The organism is Limnospira indica PCC 8005, assembly GCF_000973065.1.
GTDB lineage: Bacteria > Cyanobacteriota > Cyanobacteriia > Cyanobacteriales > Microcoleaceae > Limnospira > Limnospira fusiformis.
The window spans coordinates 2032989-2056793 of record NZ_FO818640.1; the positions used below are offsets into that span (position 1 = coordinate 2032989).

20 protein-coding genes are annotated in these 23805 nt (G+C 42.9%); 12 read left to right on the forward strand and 8 right to left on the reverse strand.

From position 1 onward, the window contains the following. The first annotated feature begins 481 nt into the window (after positions 1-481). The 12 genes from XZ46_RS08905 (at position 482) to XZ46_RS08960 (ending at position 16515) form a co-directional block, all read left to right on the forward strand. A complete protein-coding gene (locus XZ46_RS08905) occupies positions 482-1234 on the forward strand; it encodes a peptidylprolyl isomerase (RefSeq protein WP_006620373.1) in 753 nt (250 codons plus the stop codon). Continuing rightward, positions 1231-4215, forward strand: coding sequence for an ABC transporter transmembrane domain-containing protein (locus tag XZ46_RS08910; protein WP_008049843.1), 2985 nt, complete (start codon positions 1231-1233; stop codon positions 4213-4215). The genes XZ46_RS08905 and XZ46_RS08910 overlap by 4 nt, the downstream gene beginning before the upstream one ends. Positions 4216-4295: 80 nt before the next feature. Then, positions 4296-6173, forward strand: coding sequence for an HlyD family secretion protein (locus tag XZ46_RS08915; RefSeq protein WP_006669752.1), 1878 nt, complete (start codon positions 4296-4298; stop codon positions 6171-6173). A 16-nt stretch (positions 6174-6189) separates the two neighbouring features. Further along, positions 6190-7953 (forward strand): hypothetical protein, encoded by a 1764-nt coding sequence (locus XZ46_RS08920; RefSeq protein ID WP_048895017.1) that lies wholly within the window; start codon positions 6190-6192, stop codon positions 7951-7953. A 60-nt stretch (positions 7954-8013) separates the two neighbouring features. Next, the gene (gene rfbC, locus XZ46_RS08925) at positions 8014-8562 is read left to right on the forward strand and encodes a dTDP-4-dehydrorhamnose 3,5-epimerase (RefSeq protein WP_008052766.1); all 549 of its coding nucleotides are present in this window, start codon (positions 8014-8016) and stop codon (positions 8560-8562) included. Continuing rightward, entirely contained in the window at positions 8562-9440 is an 879-nt protein-coding gene (gene rfbD / locus XZ46_RS08930; RefSeq protein WP_008052767.1) for a dTDP-4-dehydrorhamnose reductase, read from the forward strand. The genes rfbC and rfbD overlap by 1 nt, the downstream gene beginning before the upstream one ends. A gap of 69 nt (positions 9441-9509) precedes the next feature. Further along, positions 9510-10583 (forward strand): glucose-1-phosphate thymidylyltransferase, encoded by a 1074-nt coding sequence (locus tag XZ46_RS08935; RefSeq protein ID WP_008052768.1) that lies wholly within the window; start codon positions 9510-9512, stop codon positions 10581-10583. A 233-nt stretch (positions 10584-10816) separates the two neighbouring features. Further along, positions 10817-11665 (forward strand): glycosyltransferase family 2 protein, encoded by an 849-nt coding sequence (locus XZ46_RS08940; RefSeq protein WP_006620366.1) that lies wholly within the window; start codon positions 10817-10819, stop codon positions 11663-11665. 31 nt (positions 11666-11696) lie between these two features. Next, the gene (locus XZ46_RS08945) at positions 11697-12395 is read left to right on the forward strand and encodes a Uma2 family endonuclease (protein ID WP_008052769.1); all 699 of its coding nucleotides are present in this window, start codon (positions 11697-11699) and stop codon (positions 12393-12395) included. Between the two features lie 466 nt (positions 12396-12861). Further along, positions 12862-13929: a glycosyltransferase family 4 protein gene (locus XZ46_RS08950; protein WP_006620364.1), complete on the forward strand. Its 1068-nt coding sequence runs from the start codon at positions 12862-12864 to the stop codon at positions 13927-13929. 85 nt (positions 13930-14014) lie between these two features. Then, positions 14015-15163 (forward strand): iron-containing alcohol dehydrogenase family protein, encoded by a 1149-nt coding sequence (locus XZ46_RS08955; RefSeq protein WP_006620363.1) that lies wholly within the window; start codon positions 14015-14017, stop codon positions 15161-15163. A 140-nt stretch (positions 15164-15303) separates the two neighbouring features. Next, the gene (locus XZ46_RS08960; protein WP_006620362.1) at positions 15304-16515 is read left to right on the forward strand and encodes an aspartate aminotransferase; all 1212 of its coding nucleotides are present in this window, start codon (positions 15304-15306) and stop codon (positions 16513-16515) included. 81 nt (positions 16516-16596) lie between these two features. On the opposite strand, the gene psbM is transcribed toward XZ46_RS08960, so the two are convergent. The 8 genes from psbM to XZ46_RS32130 form a co-directional block, all read right to left on the reverse strand. Next, positions 16597-16710 carry a photosystem II reaction center protein PsbM gene (psbM, locus tag XZ46_RS28790; RefSeq protein WP_006620360.1) on the reverse strand — a complete coding sequence of 38 codons (114 nt, stop codon included), beginning with the start codon at positions 16708-16710 and terminating at the stop codon, positions 16597-16599. Positions 16711-16789: 79 nt separating this feature from the next. Then, on the reverse strand, positions 16790-17695 hold the full coding sequence (gene rimK / locus XZ46_RS08970; protein ID WP_006620359.1) for a 30S ribosomal protein S6--L-glutamate ligase: 906 nt from the start codon (positions 17693-17695) through the stop codon (positions 16790-16792). 136 nt (positions 17696-17831) lie between these two features. Further along, a complete protein-coding gene (locus tag XZ46_RS08975; protein ID WP_008049847.1) occupies positions 17832-18320 on the reverse strand; it encodes an SAM-dependent methyltransferase in 489 nt (162 codons plus the stop codon). Between the two features lie 14 nt (positions 18321-18334). Further along, positions 18335-20326: a mechanosensitive ion channel family protein gene (locus XZ46_RS08980; RefSeq protein ID WP_008049849.1), complete on the reverse strand. Its 1992-nt coding sequence runs from the start codon at positions 20324-20326 to the stop codon at positions 18335-18337. A 168-nt stretch (positions 20327-20494) separates the two neighbouring features. Continuing rightward, positions 20495-20983 carry a DUF2752 domain-containing protein gene (locus XZ46_RS08985; RefSeq protein WP_006620354.1) on the reverse strand — a complete coding sequence of 163 codons (489 nt, stop codon included), beginning with the start codon at positions 20981-20983 and terminating at the stop codon, positions 20495-20497. Positions 20984-20999: 16 nt separating this feature from the next. Further along, positions 21000-21194, reverse strand: a complete 195-nt coding sequence (locus XZ46_RS08990) for a hypothetical protein (protein ID WP_006669746.1) — start codon at positions 21192-21194, stop codon at positions 21000-21002. A gap of 21 nt (positions 21195-21215) precedes the next feature. Further along, on the reverse strand, positions 21216-21488 hold the full coding sequence (locus tag XZ46_RS36425) for a DUF5684 domain-containing protein (protein WP_498366212.1): 273 nt from the start codon (positions 21486-21488) through the stop codon (positions 21216-21218). Between the two features lie 1281 nt (positions 21489-22769). Next, positions 22770-23646 (reverse strand): IS630 family transposase gene (locus XZ46_RS32130; protein ID WP_006667970.1). Its coding sequence is split into 2 segments (ribosomal slippage): positions 22770-23315 and positions 23317-23646, totalling 876 coding nucleotides; the frame shifts between segments, so codons are not numbered across the junction. Between the last annotated feature and the right edge of the window lie 159 nt (positions 23647-23805).

Genomic DNA, 23805 nt, shown 5'->3' on the forward strand with positions numbered 1-23805 from the left:
GTTACCTAGTGCTGGGTCGGTCAGCCAGTGTCCCCCGCCTAGCCACTGCGCCAATTATGGCTGGCGCGTCACGAGTTTTGGGGTTAATGGCCATAACGGGGTATGGACTTACCACCCTGACTAAGTGTAAGCTGTATCACAAAACACAGAATTTGTCAATAGCAAAAATAAAAAAATGTTGAAATGTTGTGGAGTCAATTAATGTTCCTGACGCGATCGCTACAGATTGGGAATGGTATATAAGGGAGAGTGTGAATATAGTCTGATGATGCAACATATAGAATATATTAGGCAATAATTTAGGGAAGCCAGTGGTATGGCAGGCGGAACCGAAACTTGTTTTGCTTCGTCAGGACAGGAGCGGCAAAAGGTCTGTTATCATCGGTGCATAATATGAAAAACTTGCGTAAACACAATCATTGCCCTAGGGTAGTGAAGCGATAAAGGCTCAGGGGGAAGCCCCAGTCAGTGGGAGAGAGCAATGACCGGAGTGTACAAAGTCGGAGAGACTATTATTAAGGCAGAGGAGATCCCCTCGCGACTAAAGCACTATCAGATGATGGTGCAATTTGTGCGGGAGGTAATTTTAGACGAAGCGATCGCCGACATTACCTGTACAGAAGAGGAAGCAGCGGCGGCGCTGGAAAAATTTGCAGCCCAACACCAACTGACCTCTCCAGAAGCTCAAAAAGCCTGGTTAAACTTAAATAAACTAACCTTAGAGGAAGCTCAGGCGATCGCCGAGCGTCCGATTAAAATAGAAAAATTCAAGCGTGAACGGTGGACTAACAAAGTAGAAAGCCACTTTATCACCAGGAAAAGTAGCTTAGATCATGTAGTGTATTCTTTAATCAGGACCAAAAATCCCGGACTAGCCCACGAATTGTATTTTCGCATATCCGAAGGAGAGCAAGAATTTTCCGAAGCGGCACGGGAATACTCAGAGGGGCCAGAATCCCGCACCGGTGGAATCATGGGGCCAGTATCCTTGGCTCAACCCCACCCGGCAATTAGTAAACTGTTAGCAGTAAGTCAACCGGGACAACTGTGGCCCCCGCGTCCCTTATCAGAATGGATGGTAATTATTAGACTAGAAAAATTTATCCCAGCCCAACTCGATGAGTCCATGCGCCGTCATTTAATTGACGAACTATTTGAGACTTGGCTCCGAGAGGAAATAGCCAAAGTTGGCTGTCTTGAACCCCTGCATACTGAGGTGTCTTCCGTATCATGACCACATCTGCCGTTTCCAACCTACAGATCCAGGAATTTCTGCTGGAAATTAGCCCCTTCGATCGCATTAGCGAAAAGGGGCTACGAGACATATTACCGCAATGTCAGTTATTAAGCTACCGGACAGGACAACCAATTTTTGAGCGAGACAAACTCCCCACCCAGGTAGCAGTAATTTACCAGGGACAAGCTCGACTGTTAGCATACGACTCCAGAAGCCAACGCCATACCAGCTTACAACTACTAGGAGCCAAAGAAATCCTGGGATGGGCTGGTTTGCTAAGGGGAGTTCCCTGCGAAACAGTGATCGCTTCGACAGAGATGATTTGTATAAGCATCCCGGCGGCGGTCTTTATGAAACTAATGGAGAAAGAACGCCAGTTTGCGGAAGCATTTACAGACCATGCAGCCATATCAGAAGTATTTGAATTACTGAGCCAAAACCTGGAACAGGTGGCGAACTCCGGCGGTAACATCAAAGAAATGACCAAAGAATACTGGCCAGATGCGATCGTCGTTAACCTGCTAAACGGTCAAACCAAAGGCTCTGATCTAAAATTCAGACTAGATGCCAATCGTCTCTGGTTAGTCAGTAGCGGAGTGGTGGGAGATTACTCCGTCGGAAATGGCATCAATTTAGAAACCTTGGGTAAAAGCCTGAAAGTCGAAGGACCGAGGGGAGCGCGACTGGTAGGTTTGCGAACAGCACCGACGCGGACGGAAGTAGTATCAGAAGAAGACACCTCAAAAGACGGGTTAAAAGCATTATTACCCAATGTTATCCCCGCGCCAGAAACCCCGCCAGAGCCAGAACTAGACTCGTCCCAACAAATTCAAAGATTCCCCCTAGTGCGGGGACGGGGTACTGTTGACGCTCCCTTAGCTTGCTTCAATATGTTGAGTAAGCATTTTCGGGTAAATTTCCGCAAAGAACTAATTAGGCGCATCATTGAAGGTCAGCTAGAAACGGCGGGTTCTCTAACCCTGCAAGCCTGTGGTGCGATCGCTCAAATGATGGGAATTACCGCCCAGTTAGTGCAAGTCCCCTCCAAAGCCTTATGCCGACTGAAGGCTCCCGCGATGATCCCGTGGCGCAATAGCTTTGCGATCATTTATAGCATCAGTGAAAAAGAACTGGTCATGGCATCCCCAGAAGAAGGGATAGTAAGGATGCGCCCTGGCCAGTTTGTGGAAGTTTACGGAGAAGCCTGTCAAGTTCTCCTACTCCAAGAAACCAAAGGCGACCAGCAGGAACAGTTCAGCTTCTGGTGGTTTGTTCCAGCCATTATGGAACACCGGGGAGTATTTGTAGAAGTCCTGCTCTCCTCCTTCTTTGTGCAACTCTTCGGCTTGGTGAACCCCCTGCTGACCATGATCATCATCGATAAGGTGATGGGACAGCGCAACATTGACGCTCTCAATATTTTGGCATTTTTGATGTTGGGGGTAGCTCTATTTGAAGCCTTGCTGTCTGCGCTGCGAACATATCTGTTTGTTGACACCACCAACCGACTCGATGTTAAACTCAGTTCCGAAGTAATTGACCACCTATTACGCCTACCTCTCAACTATTTCGATAACCGCAAGGTGGGAGACTTGATGGCACGGGTGGGGGAACTCAGTAATATCCGTAACTTCCTCACAGGTACAGCCTTAACGGTAGTGTTGGACGCGGTGTTCTCCGTGGTTTATGTGGCGGTCATGTTCTATCTGAATGTGACTATGGCTCTAGTGGCTTTAGCACCCCTACCCCTGTTTGCTCTGATTATTATCATCAACTCCCCCATTATCCAAAGACTACTCAGGAGAAAAGCTGAGTTGTACGGTCACTCCCAAGCCTATCTGGTGGAGGTGCTTAACGGTATGCAAACCGTGAAGGCTCAAAATATTGAGTTGACCTCCCGCTGGGAATGGCAGGGACGCTATGCCCGTTATATGAGCTCTAGTTTCAAAACTATTCTCACCCAGACCGCGGCTAACTCCATTAGTGGGTTTTTGAATAAACTTTCAGCCTTGGCTCTGTTGTGGGTAGGGGCCTATTTGGTGATTAATAATGAACTGACTATCGGGGGATTGATTGCCTTCCGAATTATTGCTGGAAACGTGACCGGATCTCTGTTGCGCTTTGTCAGTGTGTGGCAAAGTTTCCAAGAGGTGGGAATGTCTGTAGAACGTCTGCGAGATGTCTTAGATACGGCTCCTGAAGCTGACGAAGCCGATCGCAATAATATCCCCATGCCGGAAATTGATGGCTCTGTTATCTTTGAAGAGGTATCTTTCCGTTTTGGACCCAGTGGCCCTTTGCAATTGGCAAATATTAATTTAGAATTCCCGGCCGGCTCCTTTGTGGCAATTGTGGGGTTGAGTGGTTCCGGTAAAAGTACGTTGATGAAACTCCTCGAACGTCTCTATCCACCTATGTCGGGCCGGATTAAAATTGATAATTACGATATCAATAAGGTGGAACTATATTCCCTCCGTCGTCAAATTGGGGTGGTGCTTCAGGATACTTTGCTATTTAGTGGGACAGTACAGGAAAATATCGCCCTCACTAACCCAGAAGCTAGTACGGATGAAATTATCCGAGCAGCTAAGGTGGCTGATGCCCATGAGTTTATTATGGGTTTACCTAATGGGTACAATACGGTGGTGGGTGAGCGTGGTTCGGGTCTCTCTGGTGGACAGCGACAACGGATTGCGATCGCCCGCACGGTTCTACAAAAGCCAAGACTATTGATTCTTGATGAGGCAACTAGCGCCCTCGATTATCAGTCAGAACGCTTAGTTAGTCAAAATCTCAGTCAAGAATTTCATGATCGGACCGTGTTCTTTATTACCCACCGCCTCAGCGCTATCAAAAATGCGGATGCTATCATTATGATGGATCAAGGCTCCATTGTAGAACAAGGAACCCATGATGAGTTAATGGCTATCAAAGGACGTTACTATTGCCTGTATCAACAACAAGAGGCACAACAGTAAGGCGGTCAACGTCATTGGTGGTAGAGGAGTCGAGTTTTTAAGCATTTTCTATTGGTATTGAACAACAGATAACAGGACTTATGAAATCAGCATCTATTTCTGAACAACCGGTCATCCTAGAAAAACCTGGCCTCCTCTCCCACTTGTTTCTGTGGATGATTATGCTAGTAAGCACCACATCGGTCATTTGGGCTTATTTTGCTAATATTGAGCAAACGGTTCCAGCTATGGGACAATTGGCCCTGACATCGGGAGCTAGGGAAATTCAAGCCCCAACTACTGGCGCGGTGGTCCGCTTGCACGTGGAAAATGGCGATCGGGTCGAAAGAAATCAGCCTATACTTACTTTTAGCCCCACTAATCCTAGCGCTGATCTGCGCGCGGTTGAAACTTTGCGAGCTACCCTAGAAAAGGAAAACGAGTTCTATGAGAGCATTGTTAATAATCAAATTACTACTAACTTACCCCCACAGTTAGCAGATTTGATCAGAGACAGAGAAGCTCGCAGTCAAGAAAATCAAACTCTACAATCCTTGGTGGACGAACTTTACCATGGCCGAGGAACTGCTATGAGTTTTAGCCCGGCTATGGCTGGTTTAGTGGCTAACTATCGCGCTGAATATCAATCAAGAGTTGCTACCGGCCAACTGAAAATTATAGAACTGGAAAGACAGCTTCAGCAAAATCGAGATTCTTTGCGTGCTGCCACCGAAAAGCTCGAATATACACAAAATCAATTGACTTATTCGGAACAGCAGTTGAACTTGGCTGGCAATCAGTTATCTAAGTCGGAGGAACTCCTGAGTGTTAATGAGTCGATTTTAGCTCAGATTTCTCCGTTGGTTGAGCAAGGGGCTATGTCTGACCTGCAACGCAAACAGCGGGAACAGGAAATACTCAGAAGTCAAAATGAAGTCATCGGACAACAAGATAGAATTGAACAGCGCCAAGGTGAAATTAACCAGCGCCGTCGGGAGATTCAAGAGCAACGGGCAGAAATTCAACGCCTGGAAAATGAAGAACAGCGCACTCTGGCTTCCATCTCCCGCGCTCAGGAAGAGTTGCAAAATACTAAGGATTCCTGGGCTAGAGATATCTACAATCGTATTCAAGAAAATCATAAACAAATTGCCAGCTCTGATTCTCAACTCAGCCGCTCACGATTGGAGAATGAAAAAAGAATCTCTGACATTAAGTCTCAAATTGAAAAGTTGCAGGAACAGAGAAATACTCAGGTTTTGAGAGCACCTGCTTCGGGGATTATCTTTGAATTGGAGCCTTCGACTAAATCTAATGCTGCTTTGGATATGAATCAGGATGAGATTTGCTCCTATGTCATCAATTCCATTCTCCGGCCTGGCGATCCTATGCCTTCCCGTTGTGATGAAGCCTATTTTGAGGCTCAACAAACTCAACCTCTGGTCACGATTTTAGATGATGATGAAGGCTTAAAAGCAGAGGTTCATATCAATAACAGTGATATGGCACTGGTGTTAAATGCTCTGAGGATGAAACGGGAGTTGTTGACTCCTTTTGATGGTAAGGAAGTGGCAGGAGAGGTGATTGAGTGTCAGGTGGAAAAAGACTGCATCTGTCCTACTTCGGCGGCGGCACGAGAGGAAATTGGCATTGCTGATGAGCAGTGTATTGGGGTGGAAGTTAATATTGATGCCTTCCCTTCTAATGAGTTTGGCACGGTTCCGGGTGAGTTGATATGGATTAGCCAAAATGCTATTCCTCCAGAAGAAGGTCGCCCATTCTTTTCCTTTAGGGCAAATATTAAGTTGGAAAGACAATATTTTATGCTCAATGAAGATATACCAGGACAGGAAATTCAGATTAAATTGCAGTCTGGTATGGCAGTCAATACTAAGGTTAATATCGGTAAGCGCACGGTTCTGCGAATGCTGTTTAGCCGACTCACAGGTAAGTTTGAAAGTATCACTGACTTGAGATAAGCCTAATTGACTTTAAATGTTTGATACCCCTCGGCGATCGCTACTTGAATTTCATCCTGGATTGTGGATTTGTTATCTCCTTCCTGTACTATGTGCGATCGCTTTTGTGGGGTACTTTGCTGTTGATGTGCCTTCCTTTGACCAGTGGGTTTTACCCGGTTTATTTGAAAAGACCGCTACCGGGAACTTAACCTTTGCTGATTTGTTTGCTCTCCATAACACCCATAGAATTCTCTTTCCTAGACTGATTTTTATCGGTCTGGGTTTCCTCTCCCAATGGAATATTAAAGCCGAATTATATTTTAGTCTGGGTCTGGCAATTATCTCGTTTTTGGGGTTATATAAATTATCAGTTTTGGCGAATGGGGTAACTCATATTTATCTCTTTCATCTGGCTAATTTGCTCACCTGTATCCTGTTTTTTTCACTCAATCAAGAATGGCTTTGGGGGTTTCAAATCCCCATTTTTTTGATTAATTTTTGCCTGATTTTCGCGGTGTTAATCTTCATGCCAAGTCCCTTAAATCATCACTATAAGTTCTTGATAGCTGCTGGTTTATGTGCGATCGCTAGTTTTTCCTCCGCCCAAGGTTTGGTGTCCTGGTTGGCGGTTATCCCTTCCCTAATTTCTCTACCAGGAAATGCTACACAGCAAAGAAAGCGATCGCTTATTTGGTTACTCCTCTTTTTGCTATCCTGTGGATTATATGCCATTGGTTATCAACGGGAACCATTATCTATTACCCTCTCCGGTTGGGAGCGAGTTTATACCTTTATTCATTTCTGGTTAAATGTTCTGGCTGCACCCATAGTTCAATCTCCCCAAATCTCCTGGTTATTGGGGTTGGTAATTCTGATATTTTTCCTGTATTTACTATACTATCATAGCGGAAAATACTGGAAATTTCAAACTTTTTTAGATGCTAGTCCCTGGATTTCTTTGGGAATATTTTCCCTATTAACATCTCTATTAATGAGCTGGGGAAGAGTTGATTTGGGCGCTAACTACCCGCTAACAGCCGTTCGCTATACTAGCCATAGCACATTATTACTAATTGCCATAGTTTATCTCAGTATTCAGTGGATTTCTGAGAAATATCCTAGTTTTAACTTGCCTATTCCTACTTTAATTTATAGCTTTATTTGTGGGGTTTTATGCTGTTTAGTTTGGGTGAGTTCAGGAAATGCGATCGCCAGAGTTCAGACCAATTTATTTTATAGCCAAACCGCGCAAACTTGTCTATATTTATTTCCCTATTTGGACTCACAATCAACCTTTTTTCAAAACTCACCTCAACGTTGTTTGCTCCCCCTCAGTAGATCGACTTGGTGGATTCAAGAAGGTGTCGAATCTCTGCAAAATATCGGCTTTAGAAATTTCGCTGACCAACTTCAATTCACCGATCATCCTGAGTTAAACTATGGTTATATTGACTTTCCAATAAATACTAATTCCCCCCAAGTCATTCAATCATCAGAATCCTTAACTCTCAGAGGTTGGGCAATTTTACCAGACCGAGACCAACAACCACAATTAGTATTTTTATCTAAAGACGACCAACAGCTATTTTTTGCTAGTGCTTATGTGAACTTATACAGTCCTGACTTAGCCGATATTCTCCAAAGCGATCGCTACCAACAATCAAGATGGACAACCACCCTCCCCCCCGAATCTCTACCACCCGGAGAAACACAAATCAAGGCTTGGGTTTATGACCCAGATAAACATCAATTTGTCCGCCTCAATGGAAAGGTAATTGTGCAAATTACTCAACTTTAATGATTTGATATCCCCCCATATAGTAAACTAGATATTGATGCCATTTTGCGGAACTGTCAAATGAACGTTATTCCCACGAAAATTCCTGATGTTTTCCTGGTAGAACCCAAAGTTTTTGGAGACGATCGCGGTTTTTTCTTTGAAAGTTTTAACCAGAAAGTATTTACCGAAAAAACAGGTGTAACCACAGACTTTGTACAAGACAATCATTCTCGGTCTAGTCAAGGAGTGTTGCGGGGTCTCCATTATCAAATTCAACAAACCCAAGGTAAACTACTTAGGGTAGTCCTAGGAGAAGTTTTTGATGTAGCAGTAGATATTCGGAAAAGTTCCCCAACTTTTGGTCAGTGGGTAGGCTATTATCTGAGTGCTGAAAATAAGCAACAATTGTGGATTCCTCCCGGATTTGCTCATGGTTTTTTAGTAACTTCTCCTGTAGCTGAGGTTCTCTATAAAACCACTGATTATTATGCACCACAGTATGAGCGATCGCTTCTCTGGAATGACCCAGATATCGCCATTGAATGGCCCCTAGAATCCCTAGAACCTAAGTTATCTGAAAAAGATAAAAATGGCAACACTTTGACCAATGCAGAGATTTTTGAATAATGCGTATTTTACTAACTGGAAAAAACGGACAATTAGGGTCAGAATTACAACCTTTACTCACTCCCCTGGGTGAGGTTTTCGCCGTCGGACGAGATACCCTAGATTTAGCTAAACCTGATGCTATCTCATCATTAATGGCAGAGATTCAACCCAATATAGTCGTTAATGCCGCCGCCTATACAGCCGTTGATAAAGCCGAAACAGAAACCGATTTAGCCACCGCTATTAATGGCATAGCACCCGGTATTTTAGCCGCCGAAAGCCAGCGGATTAATGCTAAATTAATTCACGTCTCCACCGATTATGTCTTTGATGGAACCCAAAGTCATCCCTATGTCGAAACCGACCCCACTAACCCATTAGGACAGTATGGTGCATCAAAATTAGCCGGAGAACAAGCCATTTTAGCTACTGATGCGAATTATGCCATTATTCGCACCGCCTGGGTTTATGGCGCAGGAGGAACCGGAAACTTTGTCAAAACTATGCTGCGTTTAGGTGGGGAACGAGAAGAGTTGAAAGTCGTCATGGATCAGGTGGGGACTCCCACTTGGACAGGAGATTTAGCTACCGCAATTGTCCGGTTAATTCCCCAATTAAATTCAGAAACATCTGGTATCTATCATTATACTAATAGTGGTGTTACCAGTTGGTATGATTTTGCGATCGCTATTTTTGAGGAAGCTAAATTATTGGGTTTACCTCTGAAAATTCAACAGGTTATTCCCATTACAACCGCTGAATATCCTACTCCCGCGCGTCGTCCGGCTTATTCGGTTTTGAATGGTAAAAAGTTAGCCACCCTCCTGGGAAATCATCCTCCTCAGTGGCGGTCTGGACTCCGAACTATGCTCAAAACCCTAGTTAACCAAGGCTAAAACATCACTAAAACAGGCTTCTAGCCTGTTAAAAACTTTTCTAAAACAGTCCTAATTAGGTGAATTTTCATGAAAGCATTAATTCTTTCTGGTGGTAAAGGAACTCGACTAAGACCCCTCACTTATACTGGTGCAAAACAACTCGTTCCCGTCGCTAATAAACCTATTTTATGGTACGGAATTGAAGGAATTGTCGCGGCGGGAATTACCGATATTGGCATTATTATTAGTCCTGAAACTGGCGAAGAAGTTAAAAGTTGGACAGGTAAAGGCGATCGATTTGGCGCAAAAATTACTTATATTTTGCAAGATACCCCTGCTGGTCTCGCTCATGCCGTAAAAATTGCCCAGCCTTTTTTGGGTAATTCTCCCTTTATTATGTACTTGGGAGATAACCTAATTCAAAATCCCCTATCTCCCTTTTTGGAACAGTTTACACAAAAGCAGCTTGATGGTTTGATTTTGCTGCGACCCGTCGAAAATCCCACCTCTTTCGGTGTCGCCGTTGTCGGTGATAATGGTCGGGTATTACAGTTGGTAGAAAAACCCCAAAATCCTCCCTCAAATTTAGCCTTGGTCGGGGTTTATTTCTTTGATAATACTATTCATGAGGCTATAGCAAATATTCAGCCTTCCGCTAGGGGAGAGTTGGAAATTACTGATGCGATTCAACAACTAATCAACACTGATAAGCAAGTCGATGCTTGCACCCTCGATGGTTGGTGGTTAGATACGGGTAAAAAAGATGATTTACTCAGTGCTAATCAGATTATTTTGGATGAACGTTCTACCTATAATGTTGAAGGAGATGTTGACCCCCAAAGTCAGATTATTGGACGAGTTAAAATTGGTCGGGGAACTAAGTTGATTAACTGTACTGTTAGGGGTCCCGTCATAATTGGCGAAAATTGTCACCTGGAAAATAGTTTTATTGGTCCTTATACCAGTATTGCTGATGCTGTAAATTTGATTGATGCTGAAATTGAGCATAGCGTGATTTTATCCGAGGCGAAAATTGTTAATATTAATCACCGCATTGTTGATACTCTAATTGGTCGCCGCGCTCAATTGACTACCGCACCACAAAGACCCAAGGCTTTACGATTTATGTTGGGAGATGATTCTCAGGTGGAATTGACTTGATGGGATTTTCTTAATCTGTTCATCTCTTACCTTTTCTGCGTAGGAGCAATTTCCCCATTGTTCCTACCATCTTTTTTTCATCCCTACTATTGACAAATTATCCGACTTGACTTACTATATAAGAATGGGAATATGTGCCGACATATATATGCTGTTTTCAACTTACTTAATTATGGCTACCCTGGGGTTATTTCTATAAACCCAAATTATGATTATATCTAAAACCAGCTTTTGTGATTTATTGGATAGTTGTTAATTATCACTCTACTGATTTGATTGAGACACTCATTCAATCTATCGCTAATAGTTCAAGTCTTGACCATCAGATTATTATTGTCAACAACTCCCCCCAAGATAAAAGCATCTGGAAACTACACACAAAACAAGTCATTATTTTAGATGCTTCCCACAATTTAGGATTTGGTCGCGCCTGTAATTTGGGGTTACAGTGGGTTTATCAGCGAGACAACAATGCTTGGGTGTGGCTAGTTAATCCTGATGTTGTCATTCCAGAAGATACCCCTAACCAAATTTTAGCGGTCTTGAGGAAAAATCCCCAATTCTCAATTTTGGGAACATTAGTTTATCAACCTGATGGACGGGTTTGGTTTGGGGGAGGAGAATTTATACAGGAAACTGGCTTGATTGTCCAGCAACAGCATCTCCCCGCATCGGTCTCTGATTGTATCCCCACTACCTGGGTTACCGCTTGTAGCTTGTTAATGAATCTCAAAAAATTCGGAAACTGTCCTCAGTTTGATGAAGATTATTTTTTATATTACGAAGATTTTGACCTGTGTTTGCGTTATAGTAAACTCGGACATCAAATTGGGATGACTCCCCACATTGGGGTAATTCACCATCCCTCATCGATTACTGGGAGAAATCCTCATCTGAAACTCAAACATAGTATCTATAGCTATCTGCTGAGTTTAGAAAAACACGCTAAAAGTTCGGCTTGCTGGTATCGAATACTACGGATTACTGTGGTTTCCCTAATCACTTTTCCCCGTTATTATCAGGCTAGTTTAGCTAAATTAATGGGAGTTGTAGACTATGTAAAATATAGGTTTTTGAGATAAAATAATTTGCAGTAAATAGTGGTTAGTTATTATGGATATAAAAAAGTGTAAACAGCCCGGAGATAATCACAGCTATCATCAGCTACAGTCGGAATTATTTGGCTTCACTTTTGCACCTCCTCAATATTCGAGAGATCGGATTTTGATGGCTAATAATATGAGTCTCTATTATGACCCTAATCACCCCACCTGGTGCGAATATCCCGATTGGTTTGCGGTAGTTGGTTTATCTGAGTCTCTAGTTGATTTACCTCGGAAACAAGGCTATTATACCTGGCAGGAAGGACGACGACCAGCAATGGTTATGGAGTTTCTCCCTAGCCGAGATGAATCAGCCAAACAACCATCATCACCTCAACAACCTACAGCTTGGGAGGTTTATGAGCAAATTCTGGGGATTCCTTTCTATGTGATTTTTGACTATACTACCAATAGTTTACAGTTGTTTAAGCTGTTAGGCGATCGCTATCAGAAACAGGAGTTAAACAACAATCAGTTTTGGTTTCCTGGATTAGATTTGGGTCTCGGCTTGTGGTCTGGAGAATACCAAGGCTTAAAGCGCTTTTGGCTGCGTTGGTATGATAGCCGTGGTCATTGGATTCCTCTCCCAGAAGAGTTACCGTCAGACACATCAGCATCGGTTTCTGTAGAGGATAGCCAACCCTCTCAGACACCATCTAAACTCGGTCAGCATTTACAACAATTGGGAATCGTTACCCACAAGATTTAACTTAACTCCAGAGGCTAAAAATGGCTTAGGTCTCACTTATAGCCTAAAATTCTCAAAAAAACAGCCACGATACCATGTGTATGATATTTTTTCACAAAAACTGGTTTTTGTCAAGCATACAGCCACAAATGGCTAGGTTGTTGATAGAAATTATGACAATTTAATGGACTTCATCGAATCCATATAAAATATTCATTTAACCTCAGATATATCTGGTTATGAAGTGCGATCGCTTTTGACTAAATACCCATAATTACCTATTGACAAACTCCCTTTATTGACCTATTATAAGAGAATGGGAAATAGTGGCAGGAAAAATTTATGTCCACATCCAAAGTAAAAGTTATCGGCTCTTGATGGAATATTGACATAAATGAATATATCCTCAAGGAGTAAGTTATGGAATATGGGGATATTAAGCCAGGCGATAATTACTATTTATAGAGATTTATTGAGGAGATGATAATTGAAGGGTAAGTTAGCAATTAATCTATCAGTTTTAATACCGAAAGCCACAGGTATATCAGTATATGCTTCTAATCTTATACCCTGGTTGAAACCCCTAGAGCCTTTATTGCTAACTGCTGATGATATAGGTGGTTATGAATGCCAGAAAATTCCGAATAATATGACACCTGACCATGGTACAAAGGGACATTTGAGGCGATTAATTTGGACTCAATTTAAGTTACCATTAATCTATAAAAAATCAGGCGCTACGTTGTTATTTTCACCCCTACCAGAAGCGCCTTTATATACAGGTTGTAGGTCAATAGTAATGGCTCATGATTTAATTCCGCTAAAATTTCCGAAGCGAGGGTCGCGATTAACAGCTTATTTTAAATCCTATGTTCCGGCGGTGCTAAAACAAGCGGAACATATTGTTTGCAATTCGGAAGCGACGGGGAATAGTTTAGTGGAGATGTTAGGAATTAGTGCCAGGAAAATCACTCCAATTTTATTAGGGTACGATCGCCAGAGGTTTCAATTTTTAGATTTACCGACGCAAAACTACTTTTTGTATATTGGTCGCCATGATCATTATAAAAATCTACCGAGGCTAATTACAGCATTTTCCGAATTACCGAAAGATTATGAACTGTGGTTAGCGGGGCCGAGTGACAGCACCTATACACCCCTATTAAAACAACAGGTAAAAGAATTGGGACTAAGGGAACAGGTAAAATTTTTAGACTATGTGGCAGCGGGGGAATTACCGTCAATAATTAATCAGGCGATCGCCTTAGTTTTCCCAAGTTTATGGGAAGGTTTCGGGTTTCCGGTGTTAGAAGCTATGGCCTGTGGAACCCCTGTAATCACGTCAAATTTAGCATCATTGCCGGAAGTAGCTGGAGAGGCAGCCCTACTGATAAATCCCTATGAAGTAGAAGAGATCAGCGCCGCCATGAAAACCCTAATCAGCGATCCACAAATGGCGGGACAACTTAGACAAAAAGGACTCAGTAGATGTCAAGAATTTTCCTGGCAGAAAACCGGAGAGCAAACGGTGGAAGTTTTAGCCCAATGTATGTAAAATCAAAATTAATGGGATGAGATCTTCCCAGTTATGAGTAAAATCGGCTAGAATTAGCGACTTAACGAATTTTGCGAGGGCCTGTATGGAACCTTTATCCTCTCCCCTATTGACCAAAACCACTTATATCAGCCCAACTCCGGCATTAAGTATTGCCCCAGCCCAAGTAATTCGAGGAGTTGACAGACTGGCGGAGGCGGGAGAGGCGATCGCCGCCTTTGGTAGTCGTCCGGTAATAGTGGGAGGCGATCGCACCCTAAAATTAATTCAACCCCATTTACAACCGATTATAGAAACCCATCAACTCAAGGCTAATTGGGCTAACTATACCCCCGACTGTAGCGAAAGCAGTTTAGAGAAACTCCAACAAATTGGCGCGGACCATCAAGGGGACTTGGTGATCGGAGTTGGCGGCGGAAAGGCTTTAGATCTTGCCAAACTCCTAGCTTATAGGACGAGAGTACCCATTATAACTATTCCCACCTCTGGGGCGACCTGCGCCGCCTGGACTGCCCTATCAAATATCTATACAAATGAGGGAGCATTCTTGTATGATGTAGGGTTAGCCAAGTGTCCTGATTTGCTAATCCTGGACTATAGCCTGATTCAAACAGCGCCAATGCGGACTTTAATTGCTGGTATTGGAGATGCGATCGCCAAATGGTATGAAGCGTCAGTCAGTAGCGGACATTCAGAAGAAACCCTGATTGTGGCAGCAGTGCAACAGGCGAGAGTCCTGCGGGACATTTTGTTTCAAAAATCCGTAGCAGCCCTCAATGAACCCGGAAGCCAAACCTGGCGAGAAGTGGTTGATGCCACAGTTTTACTGGCTGGGGCGATCGGTGGTTTAGGGGGGGCGCAGTGTCGGACTGTAGCGGCTCATGCCGTCCATAATGGTTTAACTCACCTATCTGCCACCCACAAGACCCTTCACGGAGAAAAAGTCGCCTATGGCATTTTAGTACAGTTGCGCCTAGAAGAAATGTTGCAAGGAAATCAACTAGCAGCTTCTGCTAGAGGGCAACTGTTGAAGTTTTATAGCGATATCCACTTACCCCAAACTTTGGCGGATTTGGGGTTAGGAAATATTACCTTAGCCGAGTTAAGGCATGGGGCAGAAATTGCCTGTGGTGAAAAGTCTGACATTCACCGACTACCCTTTAAAGTTTGCCCAGAATCATTAATGGCAGCCATGGTTTCTACTACTGTACCTGTGGGCGCAACTAAGAGTTAAAGGTTAACTATGGGCGGTTTAATCTGTCTTCAGGTCTGGGGCAATTAATCACTAATCAAAATAAATTGCACTATCAACTCACCTGTCAAACCGCCCCCTATTCCCTCGACTGACTTTTAAGTTAACAACCAGAAATCAACATGAATTTAGATTGGATTACCCCAGCAGATCGGGTTAAACAGCTTCCCCCCTATGTATTTGCGCGATTAGATGAATTAAAAGCCCATGCCCGTGAACAAGGCCTTGATTTAATTGATTTGGGTATGGGAAACCCGGACGGACCGACTCCTGAACCTGTAGTAGAAGCGGCGATCGCCGCCTTGCGAAATTCAGCCAATCATGGCTATCCACCCTTTGAAGGGACTGCTAGTTTCCGCGCGGCCATTACTCGTTGGTATCACCGTCGCTATGGAGTTAACCTAGACCCCAATAGTGAAGCCTTACCCCTATTAGGGTCTAAAGAAGGTCTCACCCATTTAGCCTTAGCCTATGTCAACCCTCAAGATGTGGTTTTATCGCCAGATCCGGCTTATCCCGCCCATTTTCGGGGTCCGTTAATTTCTGGGGGGGATGTTTACAAAATTCGCCTGAAACCAGAAAATGATTGGATTATAGACTTAGCAGATATCCCGGATCATATTGCTGATCGCGCCAAAATTCTCTATTTTAATTATCCTAATAATCCCACAGGTGCAACCGCCCCCAGGGAGTTTTTTGAGGATTTGGTGGCTTTCGCCCACAAACATCAAATTCTATTGGTTCATGACCTCTGTTATGCGGAACTAGCTTTTGATGGTTATCAACCGACTAGCTTACTAGAAATTCCGGGAGGTAAAGAGATTGGGGTAGAGTTCCATACCATGTCAAAAACCTATAATATGGCGGGTTGGCGGGTAGGTTTTGTGGTGGGAAATTCGCGAGTAATTCAGGGATTAAGAACTCTGAAAACAAACTTAGATTATGGTTTATTTTCGGCTTTACAATCGGCGGCAGAAACAGCTTTAAATTTGCCAGATTCCTACTTAGAAGAGGTACAAAATAGGTATAGCACCCGCCGGGATTTTCTAGTCCGAGAATTGGGAGAATTAGGCTGGAATATTCCTAAACCCAAAGCGGCGATGTATTTGTGGGCTCCCTGTCCCGTGGGTATGAACTCAACGGATTTTGCCCTATCAGTCCTGCAACAAACTGGGGTGGTGGTGACTCCAGGTAATGCTTTTGGGGCGGGAGGAGAAGGCTATGTTAGGATTAGTCTGATTGCTGATTGCGATCGCTTGGCGGAAGCGGTCAAACGCCTAAAAGAAGCCAATATTGGCTATCAACGCCAGATGGTGGCAACGGGAATGCTTTAACTAAAATCATGACTAAAAAAGCGCTATTGGCTAATAGCCTCGGCGCTTTTTTAATTGGGAAAAAACTGGCAAAATGTGAGTTTATCCTTCTTTGCCTTCGCGACTCTGGGTTTGGATATACAGAATCAGAAGAAACACGGCAGGAACTAGCACAAAAAGAATGCTGGCAACAAATCCTAGGTCATTAACTTCCATAATTATCCAACTTTGTTAATACACAAAAGAAACCTACCTCCCTAGGATATCATTAAATTGGCTAGTTGGATCGTAAATTTTAACCTTGGGTGCGATCGCGCGCATTACCTTGTGCGGCATACTTTTCCAGAAACTCCATAATTTTCCTAGGTACATCTACTCCTGTTGCTGTCTCAATTCCTTCTAGTCCCGGTGAGGAGTTAACTTCCATTACCACAGGTCCATGATTGGATCGTAATAAATCCACCCCCGCCACTTTCAGCCCCATAATTTTAGCAGCGCGGACAGCGGTTGATCTTTCCTCTGGGGTTAATTTGACTTTTTGGGCGCTTCCTCCCCGGTGAAGATTAGATCGAAATTCTCCTTCTGCGCCTTGGCGTTTCATGGAAGCCACCACCCTTTCACCAACTACAAAACAGCGTAAATCTGCCCCCCCAGCTTCCTTAATAAATTCCTGGACTAAAATATTGGCATCAAGTCCCCGAAAAGCCTCGATTACAGACTTAGCCGCCTGGTATGTTTCAGCTAAAACTACACCAATTCCCTGGGTTCCTTCTAACAGTTTAATCACTAAGGGGGCCCCACCAACTACGTTAATCAAACCATCAATATCTTTGGTAGAATGGGCAAATCCTGTCACCGGAAGACCTATGCCTTCTCTGGCTAATAATTGCAAGCAACGCAGCTTATCACGAGACCGAGAAATGGCTTGAGACTCATTGGGAGTAAACACACCCATCATCTCAAATTGGCGGACAACAGCAGTACCATAAAAGGTTTTAGATGCACCAATACGAGGAATAATGGCATCAAATCCTTCTAGGGGTTTTCCCCCATACATAACCATGGGTTTATGGGAGGTAATATTCATGTAGCAGCGCAGGTAATCGATTACGTGCATCTCATGGCCCCGCTGTTCCCCTGATTCTTTCAGTCTCCGAGTAGAGTAAAGGGAACTATCTTGAGATAGAATCGCAATTTTCATGGTAGAGTATTAATAGCATCTTAGGTTTTTGTGGTTGCCGATCGCTGTGTGGAATAACCGCGCCCTAAATAACCAGCAACAAACTAACATTGTTCCCATTTCACCTTCTGGTTTTTACGAATCTGAATAACAGTTATTATTTTACCGGACTTGGGATACTCCAAAAATAGAATGTGCATTCCTCTTCGGGGTGGGTTAAATGCAGTACAGCGTCCGGGGTCCATTCTCCCATATCAAAGTCGCGGGAGACAATGCGGGTTCCCGGCTGTAGTTGTTGGAATAATTGGGGTTTTAAGCGTAGGTTAAGCTGAGGTAACAGATAAATAAAGATAACTGTGGCTTCCTGAAAATTACTGTTAAACAGGTTGGCTTGACGGAAGATGACGCGATCGCTAACTCCGGCTATTTTGGCATTTTCTGTGGCTTCCTTAATGCGATCGGGGTCAATATCAATACCAACTCCCCTCGCGCCAAATTTTTCGGCGGCGGCGATCGCTACCCGTCCATCTCCACAACCTAGGTCATATAAAACATCATCAGCACCAACTTTCACCCAACGGAGAACATCCTCTAGCAAATCTTGAGGGGTAGGAACATAACCAATATCGGGTTGATTAGAGTACATAAATTAACTAATAATCAGGGCTTGAGCAAATTAAGGAAATCCTCAGAAGTTTGATTATCATGTTTATGATACCATAAGGAACGCTGAGGAACACCTAGGGCAATTTCTGCTTCATCTAAGGCTTGTTTGAGTCGTAACCGCAGGGTCCTTGCTGCCGCCCATTGTTGGCTAGGTATAGTTTTAACCAGAAACCGGATCACAATCCCCTCATGGGAAATATCATCAACTCCCAGAATCTCAGCAGGTTCTAAAATCTTGTCTGACCATTCCGGCTCATTTTGCATCTTTTGACAGACTTTAAGAATAATTTCCATAGCCTTTCTGATGTCAGCATCCCAGGCAATTTTCAAGCCTAGGTTAACCCTTGACCAGTCTTTAGTATTATTAATAACTGTGGTGATTTGACCATGAGGAATAGTTATTAATTGACCATCTAAATTGCGGAGATTAGTACAATACAAATTCATGCTTTCTACGGCTCCGGCTAAATTGCCAATTTGGACTACATCACCGACAGCATAACGGTCTGTAATAAAAATTAAGATGCCATTTAACATATTTTCTATTAAATTTCGAGATAGAAAAGCTGTCAATAAAGCGAAGGCTCCTGCCCCGGCTATGAAAGCCGTATTGATGCCCATAATTGCCACAGTCAAATAAATTCCCAGACCGGAGAAAAGCCAACTTTTACCACCTTTTAGCGCCGGAGAATAGGTGCTAACTCTCATAGTGTAACGGTTAGAATTAGGATGGGATTCTTGTTTTTCTTTAGCCCAACTATTTAAGGTATTATCAATGAAAAAATCTAACAGCTTATCAATTAAGCTAATACTAATCCACAGGCTAGGTATCAGAATTGCTTGATAGGCAAACATAATAATTAAAGGACGAGTTTGCCGAAATACAAAACAAATTAAACTGATACCCATTAAAATAACTAATAATTCCCCTATAAACAGAAATCTCCGCAATAATTCTACTAAGTTTTTTTCTTGCTGAAGTGATACTTGACTATTTAATCTCCTGGCGATCAGTTTAGGGATTTGATTGATTTTTTCATGAATCTTTTGATTGAGATAACCTGAACTATAGCGTTGACCATTACTTTTCACATCCTCAACTTCATCGGCATCATAACTGATGTCTTCATGCTGGTTAACTACAGCATCAGAAATAGTTTCTCCTGATAAGGTCTCGGGGTTAACTTTCGCCTCATCGACCAGATATTTTAATTTTATTTTAATTCGAGTGCGCCATTGTGTTAGTAATTTGCTTAACCCCGAAATCAGCCTCAGACATAGGAAAGTAAATCCCACAATAACCAAGCTGATTGTAATTCTTGCTAAAGGATATTGAGCATCAAATTCTTTGCCCCATAATGCCTCACTAGCATATTGGGTGATTTGGTCTCGCCAAACTGATGCTAATTCTTCAACTGTTGTGCCATTAACAATGGCATCATGATTATTGACGGTTATTACTACAACTCTAGGGATGCGTAAATCAGGATCTGGTTGAGTATAAATTACCGTTTCATTATTCTTAATACCTATATTTAATTGCGGCGTAAATGGATGGAGAGGTTTATCATTATTAAACAACCGCCAAAACTGCCAATCTTCTCGATGATATGTTGGTGGTAATTCTTGATTTCTGCTAATATTGCGGAGACCTCGATTAAAGGCTTCCTGTACTAATTTTGCACGTCTTTCTAAGGTTAAGGCAGTTTCGCGGTCATCTTGTTCTAAACTCCGTCGCGCACCGAGGGTTAATCCGCCACGAAAACCTTGGCCACCTAAATAAACTTTGCTACACCAACTAGCACCACAGCTATAAGCGCGGTTGACATTCCACAAAAAGGTTTGACTTTGCTGATCAGTGGTTGATGAGGCGGGAGATAAGGAAAATTGAGCGAAAGCGGGACTGTGAAAAGCGACATTTAAGGAAAATGTCAAGACCAAAATGCTGATAAAATAAGTGATTTTTCGGAGTATTTTATTATTCATGGTTACCCCCTAGGGATTTGTCTAAACAAGCGATCGCCTCTAGGGGTAAAATCCACGACCAGGTTTTCATGATCCTCCTCAGTTAGCAACAATGCCTACACATCATAACTGAATTCTGGAAGATTGGCAAATTTTTGATGATCATAGCCTTCAGATGCTATCGGAGATTTAGCTAAGGAGCAAGCGTCCTATCGGGGAGTTTAGGAAAGATGGATACAGTTTACCAATTTGCCACAAATGTTGCAATCGCACACTGTGATAGCCGAGTAGAATCAGAAAAATCAAAATTTGTACCTGGGGATTAGTTAACCAGTGAATATAAAAAATATCTAATTTTCGATTTTTGATAATTTCCAAAATTAGATGAATAATAGCAATCACAAAACCCAAGAAAATTAGGGGACCGAATAAATGGTAGGCGATCGCCTGATTTAAGTCACCTCTGACTGTAGCCATTAACGATCTAGTTAACCCCCAGGCTGGACAAGGAACCCCCACATATCGCATTAGCGGACATCTCAAAAACTCCAGATGAATACCTAGGTTAAACCCTATACTACCGATAATAGGTATTAAGGCGATCGCTAAACTAAACATCCGTTTTTGTCGCTGTTGGCGAGAAAGCAGAACAGGCGATTTGAGTGTTTTACCTACCATTATAATTCCCCATCAATTAGCGACTTTTTAGCAAATCTACCCCAAAACAGGTTAGGTAAATGACCACGGTTGCCAATTGCTGAAATAACACAAGTTCAAAAGTTTTCACGAAAAAATTAATCTCTGACTGGGAATATACCGCCATGGAACTCCCAGCTAATAAGGCAATCAAAAACCAAAATATCGTTTTTCTGTGCTTGAGTTTTAGCATAATTTTGATTCCCACATTAACTTAACCAAAAGCGAGATAGGAGTAGAAAACTAAGGTTCCTACCACAGGAACTATCCACAAAAGAATTAACCATGGAGTTTTTTCTAGTTTTTTACAAATTCTAATCCAGGCTTTAATGAACCAAATTATGGCAATAATATTGACGCAGGGAATGAACATCAAAATTGTCCATAAAATCGGGTTATCTTCATCCCCAGCCACGAAATTTATATAGGTTCCTAAAATGGGAATCCAAGCAAACCAAGCATTTTCTACTCCACATCTTTGATAAATTTTCCATGATCAAAAACCAAACACTAAATAGCCAATTAAATAGCCGAGCAATATTCCTGGGTTTGGTTCTACTTGCTCGTAGGGAATATCTAGTTGTGGAACTGTATTCTGTTGACCTAATATAACTGGGACAAGATTAATCACTACATGAGCCGGGGGGAATATACTAATGTCAATCATCAATAAGTTACTGATAAACTACTGTTATCAGCAAAGTGTAAGGGATGTGATCTGAAAATACCATGTATTTTAGATATTGTTAACAAAAATCAACATTATCAGAAAATCATAATAATATTTAGTATTTGAGACTTACAGCAATATAGTTATCTGTTGAGAGACTATATTCTCCAGGCGATCGCTATATAAATCCCCCCTTCCAGCTATAATCTAGCTAGGCTATTATTGACAACCCAGACATCTACATCTGTAGGAAATTACCCCCATTGATGAATGTCCTAGTATCAGATAGATAATGGCTAGAGTCTTTCACCATAGTAATATTTGGGAAAACTTGATGATGAACACGCCTAATTTTTTGTCAATTCAATCCTGGAAACAGTCAGAATTTTGGCTGATGGCGATCGCCGTTGCCCTTTACTCTATGCTCAATCGGTTCACGACTCCCACTAGACACTTCGTTTATGACCTTGGGTTCCCTGCCTTGTTTGGAAGGTTGAATTCCAAACGTTGGGACATATAAACAGTTATAGGGATGGTCAGAGATTAACCTCTTATATCCAGCGACTAGGGGCTTAAGTCCCCACCAGGTAGTTATTTCGGGCATCTCAGCCCTATTTCATACCTGAACTTCTCGCACGCATATCCCAATCATTACAGTTGGGCATTGGCTTCTGGCTACATCTCACATCCTCTAGGAGTTAGGGGTCGAGAGTGAAGTCACCTTCCCGAACTCCCATTCAAAACCGTGCTTGATAGTTTCCCATCACACGGCTCCTGATGTGGATACCCTTTTGTCATCGGAACAGGGTTACTACCCCCTGCTTTCGTACTTCAATGTTCAGAGCTTTATGCAGCACGTAGTCTTTGAACTCGTTCTCGCCACTATACTCCTAATAATCGCAGTATCTATATCCACACCGTGACCTGTGGGCATATCCCCACCATGACAATTGGGCTTTAGCTTCTGGTCACATCCTTCACCCTCTAACCATGCGCTTACATTTTTCACTACTGCCTTGTGAATAGCATTACTCACTTGTTTATAGGCAGAGCATTAGAGGGGTTACAACGTTCCGTTTATAGCATTAGTCAAGGTGGTTAGGACGCAGCTTTGAGAACGGAATCCATGGCATCATGGAGAGAATCAAACTGCTCAATGCAGTGGCGAATACGGGCTTTCAGCCACGACCAACATTTCTCTATCTTGTTGAGGTCTGGCGAATAAGGTGGTAGATAGAGTAAACGGCATTGAGCTGCCTCCACCAGTTCAGCAATCCGCCCCCCTTTATGAAACGTTGCATTGTCCAATACTAGAGTCTGACCTGGCTTCAATGTTGGAATTAAGATGAACTCCAACCACAACTCAAACACTGTCCGATTACAACAACCCTCAAAGCTAAAGGGAGCTAAGAGTTGTTGATGACACCATGCGGCTATCATACTTACCCTGCCCTGCCTCTTCCCTGATTTGAGTGCATGGAAGCGTTTTCCTTCCTCGCAGTAACCATAGGGGTAATCCGAGTCCTGACTATTCATGGCGGCTTCATCGAGGTAGACCACTTCTTCCGGCTCCATCTGTTCAATCTGAGCCATAAACTCCTCTCGCTGTTGCTTCCAACGTTCTTGGTAGCCGTAAGTTTTTTTTTCTGGTGAAGCCAATTTTCTTCAAGGCTCTGGATATGGTGCGAGGAGAGATGTCGTCATCCCAAAGTTCAGCCATTTGAGCGGAGGTTTTGTGGCCATGCTCTTGGGCAAAAGCCTTGAATTTCTGCCAGTCGGTAATTTTGTGGTTATTGCCAGGTCGGTGATGAGGTTTAGGGAGGAAGTCTCCGGTCTGTGCTTTTCTTTGCAGCCAGAGATTAATGGTGTTCCTGCTGACATGGAAAACTTGACTGGCTTCTGTTTTGGGCATACCGTCTAGTTCAATGGCATCAATAACTTTTTGTCTGAGGTCGTAACTATAGGGGGCTGGCATTTTTGGTCTTCTTAGTCATCTCGTCCTCTCCATTATACGTCCTAAGTGTTCTGTCTTGTGCTATACCTCCGTTTTGAGTCACAGTTTCAGCCCCAAATCAGAACCCGATGATTTGTCAAGTGATTCATAACGCCAGGGTTCGCGCTACTATGAGAATTG